The sequence below is a fragment of the Terriglobales bacterium genome (assembly GCA_035624475.1).
Lineage (GTDB): Bacteria > Acidobacteriota > Terriglobia > Terriglobales > Acidobacteriaceae > DASPRL01.
The window spans coordinates 1-11,616 of the sequence record DASPRL010000205.1 but is presented as its reverse complement, the minus strand read 5'-3'; the positions used below and the strand labels follow the sequence as shown (position 1 = coordinate 11,616).

General features: G+C 67.5%; 12 protein-coding genes. 10 read left to right on the top strand and 2 right to left on the bottom strand.

Annotation, left to right across the window (positions count from 1 at the left end; translation table 11 throughout):
- Window positions 1-220: zinc ribbon domain-containing protein (locus VEG08_08510; protein HXZ28025.1), on the bottom strand; the 220-nt coding region annotated here is incomplete at its 3' end.
- 287 nt (window positions 221-507) lie between these two features.
- Here VEG08_08510 and VEG08_08505 point away from each other — a divergent pair.
- Both VEG08_08505 and VEG08_08500 read left to right on the top strand, forming a co-directional pair.
- Window positions 508-2,724, top strand: a complete 2,217-nt coding sequence (locus tag VEG08_08505) for a bifunctional (p)ppGpp synthetase/guanosine-3',5'-bis(diphosphate) 3'-pyrophosphohydrolase (protein HXZ28024.1) — start codon at window positions 508-510, stop codon at window positions 2,722-2,724.
- Window positions 2,725-2,839: 115 nt separating this feature from the next.
- On the top strand, window positions 2,840-3,217 hold the full coding sequence (locus VEG08_08500) for a RidA family protein (protein ID HXZ28023.1): 378 nt from the start codon (window positions 2,840-2,842) through the stop codon (window positions 3,215-3,217).
- A 119-nt stretch (window positions 3,218-3,336) separates the two neighbouring features.
- Here the strand turns inward: VEG08_08500 and rpmB are convergent, their stop codons facing one another.
- Window positions 3,337-3,525, bottom strand: coding sequence for a 50S ribosomal protein L28 (gene rpmB, locus VEG08_08495; protein ID HXZ28022.1), 189 nt, complete (start codon window positions 3,523-3,525; stop codon window positions 3,337-3,339).
- Window positions 3,526-3,838: 313 nt separating this feature from the next.
- Here rpmB and VEG08_08490 point away from each other — a divergent pair, with 313 nt between their 5' ends.
- The 8 genes from VEG08_08490 (at window position 3,839) to VEG08_08455 (ending at window position 11,402) form a co-directional block, all read left to right on the top strand.
- Entirely contained in the window at window positions 3,839-4,231 is a 393-nt protein-coding gene (locus tag VEG08_08490) for a DUF971 domain-containing protein (protein HXZ28021.1), read from the top strand.
- Between the two features lie 9 nt (window positions 4,232-4,240).
- The gene (locus VEG08_08485; GenBank protein HXZ28020.1) at window positions 4,241-6,697 is read left to right on the top strand and encodes a UvrD-helicase domain-containing protein; all 2,457 of its coding nucleotides are present in this window, start codon (window positions 4,241-4,243) and stop codon (window positions 6,695-6,697) included.
- A 20-nt stretch (window positions 6,698-6,717) separates the two neighbouring features.
- Window positions 6,718-7,161, top strand: a complete 444-nt coding sequence (locus tag VEG08_08480) for a hypothetical protein (protein ID HXZ28019.1) — start codon at window positions 6,718-6,720, stop codon at window positions 7,159-7,161.
- A 95-nt stretch (window positions 7,162-7,256) separates the two neighbouring features.
- Complete coding sequence (locus tag VEG08_08475; protein ID HXZ28018.1) at window positions 7,257-7,421, top strand: hypothetical protein; 165 nt, start codon at window positions 7,257-7,259, stop codon at window positions 7,419-7,421.
- Between the two features lie 36 nt (window positions 7,422-7,457).
- On the top strand, window positions 7,458-9,068 hold the full coding sequence (locus VEG08_08470; GenBank protein ID HXZ28017.1) for an amino acid permease: 1,611 nt from the start codon (window positions 7,458-7,460) through the stop codon (window positions 9,066-9,068).
- 6 nt (window positions 9,069-9,074) lie between these two features.
- The gene (gene add / locus VEG08_08465) at window positions 9,075-10,103 is read left to right on the top strand and encodes an adenosine deaminase (GenBank protein ID HXZ28016.1); all 1,029 of its coding nucleotides are present in this window, start codon (window positions 9,075-9,077) and stop codon (window positions 10,101-10,103) included.
- Between the two features lie 46 nt (window positions 10,104-10,149).
- Window positions 10,150-11,022, top strand: coding sequence for an amidohydrolase family protein (locus tag VEG08_08460; GenBank protein HXZ28015.1), 873 nt, complete (start codon window positions 10,150-10,152; stop codon window positions 11,020-11,022).
- The gene (locus tag VEG08_08455) at window positions 11,019-11,402 is read left to right on the top strand and encodes an ACT domain-containing protein (GenBank protein HXZ28014.1); all 384 of its coding nucleotides are present in this window, start codon (window positions 11,019-11,021) and stop codon (window positions 11,400-11,402) included. Before VEG08_08460 ends, VEG08_08455 begins: the two co-directional genes overlap by 4 nt.
- Window positions 11,403-11,616 lie beyond the last annotated feature (214 nt).

Below are 11,616 nucleotides of genomic sequence, written 5' to 3'. Positions count from 1 at the left end.
GGGTCGGGCGGCCGCACTTGACGCAGTTCGGCGGCAAGGGAGCCCCGGAGCGCGGCACCACGAACTGCACGCCCACGCGGCGGGCGCCGGCGAGGGCGGCGGGCGCCGCCGCCACCGCGGCCCCGGCAGCGGTCACGGCCTGCCCCGCCAGGGGCGCGCCGCACTTCATGCAGTAGGCCCCGCCGTCGGGATTGTTGGTGCCGCACTTCATGCAGAACATGGATGGTCCTCCGGTGGCGATCCCTTCGGGGAGTCCGCGCATTATGCCCTGCCTTTGGGACAGGGGCAAGTACTCAGTACGCGGTACCCAGTACTCGGAGAAAGGCGAACCACAGAGGCCACAGTGGGGCACACGAAGGGCACGAAGGAAGGCGCGGCGCCGGGTTCTCGGAGTACTGAGTACTAGGTACTGAGTACTGCTCGGCTATAATCAGCCATGGCGAGCACCCGCAGGGCGAGCCGCGGCCCGCAGTCCCCGCTGCCCCGGTCCGCAACCCTAAGGAGCGCATGGCGACACTAAGACACCAGGTCGCTACCAGTGTGCTCACGGTCACCAAGTTCCGTGACCTGCTGAAGAAGGTGCGCGCCAACCGCCCCAGCGACGACCTGGAGATCATCCGCAAGGCCTACGACTACTCCCTGCAGCACCACAAGGGGCAATCGCGGGCCTCGGGCGAGCCCTACCTGGTGCATCCCTTGGAAGTGGCGCTGGTGCTGGCGGAGATGAAGCTCGATCCCATCGCCATCGCCGCCGGCCTGCTGCACGACTCGGTGGAAGACACCTCGGTGACCATCGAGGACGTGGAGCGGGAGTTCGGCGAGCAGGTGGCACACATCGTGGAGGGCGTGACCAAGATCTCCAAACTGAACTTCGCCAGCCGCGAGGAGCGCCAGGCGGAGAACGTCCGCAAGATGGTGCTGGCCATGGTGGACGACATCCGTGTGGTGCTCATCAAGCTGGCCGACCGCCTGCACAACATGCGCACCCTCGCTCCCCTGCCCCCGGAGCGCCGCGAGCAGATCGCGCGCGAGACCCTGGAGATCTACGCGCCCATCGCCCACCGCCTGGGCATGGGCAAGGTGCGCGGCGAACTGGAAGACCTGGCCTTCGAGTACGTGGACCCCATCGGCTACCAGCAGGTGAAGAAGCAGGTGGAGGCGCGGCGCAAGAAGGGCGAGCAGTTCCTGGAGCAGGTGGAGGAGGTCATCCGCGAGAAGCTGAAGGAAGCCGGGGTGGAAGGACGGGTGGAGAGCCGCATCAAGCGCCTGCACAGCGTGTGGCAGAAGATGCAGCGGCAGCGCATCACCGTGGACCAGGTCTACGATCTGCTGGCCATCCGCATCATCACCCCCTCGGTGCAGGACTGCTACGCCGCGCTGGGGGCCATCCACAACCTGTGGCGGCCGGTGCCGGGGCGCATCAAGGACTTCATCGCCATGCCCCGCCCCAACCTCTACCAGTCGCTGCACACCACCGTGATCGCCGAGAACGGCACCCCCTTCGAGGTCCAGATCCGCACCGCCGAGATGCACAAGATGGCGGAGGAGGGCATCGCCGCCCACTGGAAGTACAAAGACGGGCCGGTCACCGGCAAGGACGAGCAGCGCCTGGCCTGGCTGCGCCAGGTGGTGGAGTGGCAGCGCGAGGTCTCCGATCCCAACGAGTTCCTCTCCACCCTGAAGATCGATCTCTATCCCGAAGAGGTCTACACCTTCACCCCCAAGGGCAAGGTCATCATCCTGCCGCGGGACGCCACTCCGGTGGACTTCGCCTACACCGTGCACACCGAGGTGGGGCACACCTGCGTGGGGGCGCGGGTGAACGGGCGCATGGTGCCGCTGCGCCACAAGCTGCGCTCCGGCGACATCGTGGAGATCCTCACCCAGGCGGGACACAATCCCAGCCGCGACTGGCTGGGCTTCGTGCACAGCTCGCGGGCGCGCAACAAGATCAAGCACTGGCTCAACGTGCACCAGCGCGAGCGCGCCATCGAGATCGGGCGCAAGCTCATCGAGAAGGAGGCGCGCAAGTACCGGGTCGCGCTCAAGGAGATCGGGGAGAAGGAGTTCGAGCAGGCGGCCTCCGACTACGGGCTGGCGCGCGCCGACGACCTGCTGGCGGGCATCGGCTACGGCAAGTTCGCGGCCCGGCAGGTGCTGGCGCGCCTGGCCCCCGCCACCGCCGGCCAGGAGGCCCCGGAAGCCGAGAAGACCGGCGCCTTCACCAGCGTGGTGCGGCGGGTCTTCGGGGCGGAGGGCGCCGGCGCCATCAAGGTGCACGGCCAGGAGGACCTGCTGGTCTACCGCGCGCGCTGCTGCAATCCCATCCGCGGCGAGGACATCGTGGGCTACGTCACCCGCGGCAAGGGCGTGGCCGTGCACGCCCGCAGTTGTCCCAACGTGCTGAACCTGCTCTACGACGTGGAGCGGCGCATCGCGGTGGAGTGGACGCGCCCGCCCAAGAACGCCGCCGGCCAGCCCGCCACCTACCCGGTGAAGCTGACCGTGTTCAGCGACGACCGCGCCGGCATCCTCAAGCAGCTCACCGCCATCGTCTCCGACGACAACACCAACATCCGCAACATCGAGGCGCGCTCCCACGACCAGCACGCCACCATCGACCTGGTGGTGGACATCGAGGACCTCAAGCACCTGGAGCGCATCATCCGCGGCCTGCGCAAGGTCCCCGGCATCCGCGACGTGCAACGGGTGCAGAAACTCTGACCACAGAGGACACAGAGGAAGAGCTCAGGAAGACGCCTCTTTTTCTTGCTTTGCCTTTCCTCTGTGCCCTCTGTGTCCTCTGTGGTTAAATTCTGTGTTTGCTATCGGAGGAATCATGAGAGAAGTGGTCGCCACCAAGGACGCGCCCCAAGCCATCGGCCCCTACTCACAGGCCATCAAGGCGGGAGGATTCGTCTTCCTGTCGGGGCAGGTGGCGCTGGACCCGGCCACTGGGCAGGTGGTGGCCGGCGACGTGGCCGCGCAGACCGAGCGTGTGCTCAAGAACCTGGCCGCAGTGCTGGCCGCCGCCGGCAGCAGTCTGGAGAAGGCGGTGAAGACCACCGTCTTCCTCAAGAACATGGCGGACTTCGCCGCCATGAACGAGGTCTATGCCCGGTTCTTCAAGAGCGCGCCGCCGGCGCGCGCCACCGTGGCCGCAGCGGGCCTTCCCAAGGACGTGCTGGTGGAGATCGACGTGATCGCAGTGGCGTGACTGTTTCTTGCACCTCGAGCGAAGCTCCAGACAGACTGACCGGGTGGGAGGCTCTGCCTGAGGTAGGGATTGCTCGCTTCGCTCGGAATGTCCCTATCAACCGAACGCCGGAAGGGGACTCAGGCCTTCGCCACTTTGCCGCTGCGCAGACAGGCGGTGCAGACGCGCAGGCGCTTGGTCGCGCCGTGGACCTTGGCGCGGACCGGGCGCAGGTTCACATTCCAGCGCCGCTTGGTGACGTTGTGGGCGTGGCTGATGTTGTTGCCGAATTGCGGCCCCTTGCCGCAGATGTCACAAACGCGTGCCATTTCAACTCCAGAGGGAATCAGAACTGGTCGGGCAAAGTATTGATTTTACAGGACGGGAGCGATTCCGGCAAATCCCGCGGAACTTCACCGCCGCGGATCGACGCGCATGAACGCGGATTGACAAGCCAACCACGAAGTACACGAAGGAAGAGCTGACACAAAGGGCACCAAGGAAATCGGGCCCCTTCGTGCTCCCTTCGTGCCCTTAGTGGTGAGCTTCTTCTGCAACTCGAAGTCCCCAGATCTGATCCGCGAGAATCCGCGTGCATCCGCGGCGAGGAAGTTGGCTTCGGGCCTGTGCGATACTGCTTCCATGGCAATCCCGCCGCTGGCCCCGGCCGATCCCCAGTCCGTGGACGTGAACGTGACCGCCGGCACGGGCGTGGACATCGAGTGGAAGGACGGCCACAAGAGCCACTACAGCTTCCAGTTCCTGCGCGACGCCTGTCCCTGCGCGCTCTGCGAGGACGAGCGTGGGAAGAGCGGGCGCCAGCCGGGCCAGCCCGTGCCCACCGCCCCGGGGGCGCTGCCCATGTTCAAGCCGGCCGCCCGGCCCACCCAGGTCGAGCCCGTGGGGCGCTACGCCATCCGCTTCACCTGGAATGACGGCCACCAGCACGGCATCTACTCCTGGGACTTCCTGCGCGACGTGTGCCCGTGCGAGGAATGCCGCAAGGACCGGGGCATCGAGTCATCGGGCCATTGAGTCATTGAAGTGCAGAGCTTACTCGACCAACTGAACCCGCAGCAGCGCCAGGCGGTGGAGCACACCGAGGGGCCGCTGCTGATCCTGGCGGGCGCCGGTTCGGGCAAGACCCGGGTCATCACCTACCGCATCGCCCACCTCATCGAGAACTGCGGGGTCTCGCCCGACGCGGTGCTGGCCGTCACCTTTACGAACAAAGCCGCGCAGGAGATGGCCGGGCGGGTGGAAGAATTGGCTGGAGGCACGCTGCGCCGCCCCCTCATCTCCACCTTCCATTCTTTCTGCGTGCGGGTGCTGCGCCGCGACGTGGAGGCGCTGCCCCACAGCTACCGCAAGGACTTCGCCATCTACGACGAATCCGACCAGCAGATGGTGGTGAAGGCGGCCATCCGGCGGCTGGGCCTGGATGAGAAGCAGGTCACGCCGCGGGCGGCGCTGGCGCGCATCTCCTGGGCCAAGAACCACATGCTCGATCCCCAGGAGGTCTACCTCAACTCCAGCGATCCCAAGATGGAGCGGGTGGCCCACATCTACGAGGTCTACCGCCAGGAACTGCGCAAGGCCAACGCCATGGACTTCGACGACCTGCTGCTGGAGGCGGTGCGCCTGCTGCGCGAGGCCCCCGAGGTCCGCTCCTACTACACCACGCGCTTCCACTACCTGCTCATCGACGAGTACCAGGACACCAACCGCCCGCAGTACGAACTGATGCGGCTGCTCGCGGGCCAGCGCCACAATGTCTGCGTGGTGGGCGACGAGGACCAGAGCATCTACTCCTGGCGGGGCGCCGACATCCGCAACATCCTGGAGTTCGAGCGCGACTTCCCCGAGGCGCAGGTCATCCGCCTGGAGCAGAACTACCGCTCCACCCAGACCATCCTGGAAGCGGCCTCGGCGGTGGTAGCCAACAACGTCAAGCGCAAGGGCAAAACGCTGTGGACGGCGCGGCAGGGCGGCGCCCGCATCGGCTACTACGAGGCCCTGGACGGCGAGAACGAGGCGCTGTTCGTCGCCGACTCGATCACCCGCTACTTGCAGGAGGCCGCCGAGCAGGGCGACGGGCAGCCGCGCGCTGCCGTCCTCTACCGCACCAACTCGCAGTCGCGGCTCTTCGAGGAAGCCATGCGCCGCTACGGGCTGAAGTACCACGTGGTCGGCGGCTTCAGCTTCTACGAGCGCGCCGAGATCAAGGACATGATCAGCTACCTCAAGCTGGTGCAGAACGTGGACGACACCATCGCGCTCTTGCGGGTGATCAACACGCCCGCGCGCGGCATCGGCAAGGCCACGGTCGAGACCTTGGAGCGGCTCTCGCTCGAGACCGGGCAGTCGCTGTGGGCGGCGGTGGGCGCGGCCCTGGAGCAGAAGCTCCTGCCGGCGCGCGCCCTGGCCGCGCTCTCGGGCTTCCGCGACCTGATTGCCGGCGCGCGCGCCATGCTCGCAGGCACCTATCTCCAATGGCTGGGGGAGAGCGAGGAGCGCAGCGAAGGCGAGCCCGCCGATCGCCTCACCCCGGAGGAGTACCAGCGCCCGGCCTCCACCGCGGAACTGCTCAAGTTCCTGCTCGACCGCACCGGCTACATCCGGCAACTGGAGGAGGAGGACACGCCCGACGCGCTGGCGCGCATCGAGAACCTGCGCGAACTGGTGAACGCGGCCATGGACTCGCGCGACCGCGGCGAGTCGCTGGGCGACTTCCTCGATCACGCCGCCCTGGTCAGCGAGGCCGATGACTACGACGCCCGCGCCCAGATCTCGCTCATGACCCTGCACTCCGCCAAAGGGCTGGAGTTCCCCCTGGTCTTCCTGGTGGGGCTGGAGGAGGGCCTGTTCCCGCACTCGCGCACCCTGCTCGATCCCGACGGCCTGGAGGAGGAGCGGCGGCTCTGCTACGTGGGCATGACCCGCGCCATGAACACGCTGGTACTCACCCGCGCGCGCTATCGCCGACGCTACGGCACCGACATGCCCGAGGCCAGCGTCCCTTCCATGTTCCTGGAGGAGGTGCCGGAGAAGCTGCTGGAGGACCTGGGCTCGCCCGGCGGGCGCACAGGCCGCGCAGCCGAGTCGGCTGTGCCACACGGCCACGGCCGCAGCGAGCGGCCATCCGGCCGGCGCTACGACTACGAATATTCTCAGGAGCGGGAGGACGTGGAAGCGCAGCCGGCGCGGCGGGGCGGGAACCGGCGCACCGCCTGGACGGCGCCGACCTACAACTCCATCGACAACATCGCGGAATTTTTCGCCTCGCGCGGCAAGAAATTCACCCGGCCGAAACTGGAGCTCCCGGAGCCCACCGGCGGGCGCGGCTTCCGCCCCGGGCAGAAGGTCCGCCATCCCAAGTACGGCGAAGGGACGGTCTACAAGCGCGAAGGGGAGGGTGAAGACGCCAAGATTACGGTACAATTCCCACGTTTCGGTCTGAAGAAGCTGGTGGAGAAGTTTGCGCAGTTGGAGAAAGCGTGAACCTCCCGGGGGAGAAGGGGATGAAACGCATCGCGATGACGGCCATGCTGCTGGCGCTGCTGGGCGCGGCGGCGCTCGTGTGGGCGCAGAAACGGGATTACAGCGGCCTGGCCAAGGTGCAGAAGATCTTCGTGGACGACAAGTTCGGCGGCAATCCCGACGGCTACCGCTTCGCCCAGCTCTTCGAGGAAGAGCTGCGCAAGAACGGCTTCACCTCGGTGGACGATCCCAAGGACGCCGACGCCCTGGCCACCGGCACCCTCACCTTCATGAACTACACCGAGAAATCGGGAGCGCAGATCAACCTGTGGCTGAAGGACGCGCAGGGGCACGAGCTCTGGAACCACAGCTACCAGGACCGCATCAAGCCGGGCGAGGACACGGTGCTGCGCTGCGCCATCCACACCGGCAAGGCCCTGCGCGAGGACAAGAAGAAGGCCCTGCACGGAGGCAGCTGGCACTAGAAAGAACGTTGCGAGGTTCAGGGTTCACGTTTCAAGCAGAGCGCCGCGCCCCGCGCGGCGGCAATCATCCTGAAGGAGCGGACTGACTAAGGATTATGGCAAACACCAAGGCACTGAGCCGGGAAGAGCGCAAGAAGGCGAAACGCGCGGCGCGCAAGAAGCGCAAGGCGGAGAAACCTCAGGCCAAGCGCACCTGGGACCGCGGCTCGCGCAAGCGCAAGGTCAAGAAGATGGCGCGCGGCCAGACGAAGCGCGCCTAGAACCGTTTCGAGCTTCAGGTTTCACGTTTCACGCGGATCCGGCGCGGCGGAGAAGGGCCGTGCTGGGCCCGCGAGTCGATCCCGTCCACAGGAGCGGTCAAGCTGGCCAGCCAACTCTTCGCCAAGAAGTCCATCGACAAGCTGATCGCGGACTCGGAGGAATCCGAGCACCGGCTGAGAAGGACGCTGGGACCGTGGAGCCTGACCGCGCTGGGCATCGGCGCCATCATCGGTTCCGGCATCTTCGTGCTCACGGGCACGGCGGCGGCGGGCGAGCACTCCGCGCTCTCCATCTGGCATGCCCAGGTCGCCGACCTGTTCACCAACCTCATCCAGCACCACTCGCTGGCGGGCACCATCATGCACGGGCGCCCGCCCGCCGGCCCCGCCATCGCCATCTCCTTCATCCTGGTGGCGGTGGCCTGCAGCTTCGCCGGGCTGTGCTATGCCGAGCTGGCCTCCATGATCCCCATCGCCGGCTCCGCCTACACCTACACTTACGCCACCCTGGGCGAATTGATCGCCTGGATCATCGGCTGGGACCTGATCCTGGAATACGCCGTCTCCAACGTGGCGGTGGCGGTGGGCTTCGGCGGCTACGTCAGCGCCCAACTGGACGCCTTCGGGCTGCACATCCCGGAAAAATGGGCCTCGCCGGTCTATTCCGGCGGCTGGACCGGCTCGTATTTCAATGTTCCGGCCTTCCTGATCGTCTTCATCCTGACCGTGCTGCTGGTGCGCGGGGTGCGCGAGTCGGCCGAGGCCAACAACGTGATGGTCGCCATCAAGATGGGCGCCATCCTGGTCTTCCTGGTGGTGGGCGGGATGCTGGTGCGGCCCGCCAACTGGCACCCCTTCTCCCCCAGCGGCTTCCCCGGGATCCTGTCGGGCGGCGCCATCATCTTCTTCACCTACATCGGCTTCGATTCCGTCTCGACGGCGGCGGAGGAGTCGCGCCATCCCCAGAAGGACATCCCCTTCGGCATCATCGCCTCGCTCATCATCTGCACCATCCTCTACGTGGGCGTGGCGCTGGTGCTGCTGGGCATGATGCGCTACGACACCTTCGGGGTCAGCCCCGCCAAGGACGCCCCCGTGGCCTACGCGCTGCACACCCTGGGGGCCAAGCCGCTGTGGCAGGCGGTGATCGTGATCGGGGCGCTGATGGGGATGATCTCCTCGCTCCTGGTCTTCCAGTACGGGCAGACGCGCATCTGGTTCGCCATGTCGCGCGACGGGCTGCTGCCGGGCCTGTTCTCCACCCTGCACAAGCGCTTCCGGACGCCGCACTGGTCCACCTGGATCGCGGGCGCGCTGGTGGGCATCCCCGCCGGCATCGTGGACATCGGCGAGGCCGCCGACCTCTCCAACATCGGGACCCTCTTCGCCTTCGTGCTGGTCTCGCTGGGGGTGCTGGTGCTGCGGCGCACTCAGCCCGACCGCCCTCGCGGGTTCAAGGTGCCCTTCGTGCCCCTGTTTCCCATCCTCTCGGTGGTGCTGTGCGTGGCCCTGATGAGCGGGCTGCTGGTCATCACCTGGGCGCGCTTCTTCGCATGGCTGATCATCGGGCTGGTGATCTACTTCTCCTACAGCCGTTTCCGCAGCGAGTTCGCGAAAGGCCGGGCGCCAGTGGTCAGGAGCCAGTAGTCGGGCATGGCAGGCAGCGGCCAGATCGTGGTGAAAGACGCCAGCGAACTGACGCCCAGCGCCTTCATCCTCGCCTTGCCCAAGGCGGAGCTGCACCTGCACCTGGAAGGCGCGGTGGAGCCGGCCACGCTGCTGGAGCTGAGCGCGCGCCATGGCGGGCTCCTGCGCGCCGCCGACGTCGAGGCCCTCTACCGCTATCCCGACTTCGCCGGCTTCCTCATGGCCTTCAAGACCGTCACCGACTACCTGCGCACGCCCGAGGACTACGAACTCATCACCTACCGGCTGATGGAGCGGCTGAAGGCGGAGAACGTGGTCCACGCCGAGGTCTACATCTCGGTGGGCGTGGTGCAGTGGCGCGGGCTGGACTTCGCGCCCATCTTCGAAGGGCTGGAGCGCGGGCGGGCGCGCGGGGCGAAGGACTTCGGGGTCTCGCTGCTGTGGATCTTCGACGCGGTGCGCCACTTCGGGCCGCAGGCGGCGGAGCGCGTGCTCGACCAGGCCCTGCGCTACCGCGAGCGCCACGTCGCAGGCATCGGCATCGGCGGCGATGAGCAGCGCGCGGCGCCCGAGATCTTCCGCGAGGTCTACCTGCGGGCGCGGGAGGCGGGACTGCGCCTGACCGCCCACGCCGGCGAGAGCGCGGGGCCGGAGTCGGTGCTGGGCGCCCTGGACGCGCTGGGCGCCGAGCGCATCGGCCACGGCCTTAATGCCTGGCACGACCGCGAATTGCTGGCGCGCCTCCGCCGCCAGCAGGTTCCGCTGGAACTCTGCCCGACTTCCAACCTGCGCACCGGTTGCTGTCGCGCGCTGGAGCAGCATCCCTTGCGCTCCTATTTCGACCAGGGCCTGCTGGTCACGCTGAACTCCGACGATCCCGCCATGTTCCGCACCTCGCTGGCGCGCGAGTACGCGCTGGCCCACGAGGCCTTCGGCTTCCGCGACGACGAACTGCGCACCCTGGCGCGCAACTCTTTCCGGGCCTCCTTCCTGCCCGAGGAGCGGAAGCAGGCCTACCTGGCGCAGATTGCGTAAGTCTCCCGACCTAAAGTAGAGTCCCCAGACCGGCCTGGAGACGCGCGTGCGCAAGTCCTTCCCCCTCCGGATGCTCCTGATCCTGCTGCTGGGCGCGGGCGCGCTCCCGGCGGCGCACGCCCGCTCTCCGCAGAAGATCATCGTCATCACCAACGTCAACATCGTGGACGTGGACACGGGCACGATCCAGCCGCGCCTGGCGGTGGTGATCAAGAAGGGGAAGATCACCGCCATCGCCAAGCGCGCCCTCATCCAGGAGAGCCCGGAGATCGCCATCGTCAACGGCGAGGGCAAGTACCTCATCCCCGGGCTGTGGGACATGAGCCTTCACCGGATGGCCGGGGCCGACGGCGAGCGCGTCCGCAGCGTGGTCCTGCCGCGGCTGCTGGCCCAGGGCGTGACCGCAGTGCTCGACCCGGAGGGCGAGCTTCCCGCCCTGAAGGCGCTGAGGCGGGAGGTCGAGCGCGGCGAGGTAGCCGGGCCGCGCATCGTGGCGGCGGCGGAGGCTCCCGTCATCGTCGTCCACGATCTGCCCGAGGCGCGGGCGGCGGTGGAGGCGCTGCGCCGCCGGCCGGAGGCGAGCTGGCTGGTGGGCACGGACCCGCCCGGGGGAGCCGCTTCCGGCGTCAGCCTGCACCGCGAGCTGCAGCTTCTGGTGGAGGCCGGGCTGACCCCTCTCCAGGCGCTGCAGGCGGTCACGCTCGGCCCCGTCCGCTTCTTGGGCAAGGAGGGAGAGATGGGGCGGGTGGAGGCCGGCAAGCAAGCCGACCTGGTCCTGCTCGACGCCAATCCCCTGGACGATATCGGCAACCTGGACAAGATCGCGGGCGTGGTCGCGGCGGGACGCTACTTCTCGCGGCGCGATCTGGACCAGATGCTGGCGCAAGCGGACGCGGCGGCCGCGAAAGGCGCAAAGTGAAGAAGCTGCGGTTCTCGGTGGCCGGGACCGGCTTCGTGGTCTGCCGGCTGGAGCCGGATGCAGGCGTGCCGGAGTGGGCCGCGCGCGGGGCGTTCTTCTCGGTCACGCGCACCCAGGAAGAGCTCTCTATCGTGTGCGCCGAAGAGCAGGTGCCGGCGGGGGCGAAGCGCTCGGCACGCTTCGCGACTCTGAAATTGCACGGCCCCTTCGCCTTCAGCGAGACTGGGGTAGTGAGCGCGTTCGTCAGCCCCTTGGCCGAGGCAGGGGTGCCGGTCTTCGTGGTCTCCACCTTCGACACCGACTGTGTGCTGGTGCCGGAGGAGTCACTGGAAGCGGCGCTGGCCGCGCTCAGGCAGGCCGGGCACGAGATCGCGCCCTAGATAACCTGTCATCATCCGCAGGTGTCGGAGGGAATAGAGGTCCTTCGACTCGCGATGCCCTGCGGGCGAACCGCAGGGCATCCCTCGCTCAGGATGACAAGATGAAAAAGCAGGACTACTCGATCTGCACCAGACCTTCGGGCTCGCCGGCGGGACGCGGCGGCACGTTCAGGGTCTGGGGATCGCGCCAGCCGTCGATGTAGGCGACCTGGTG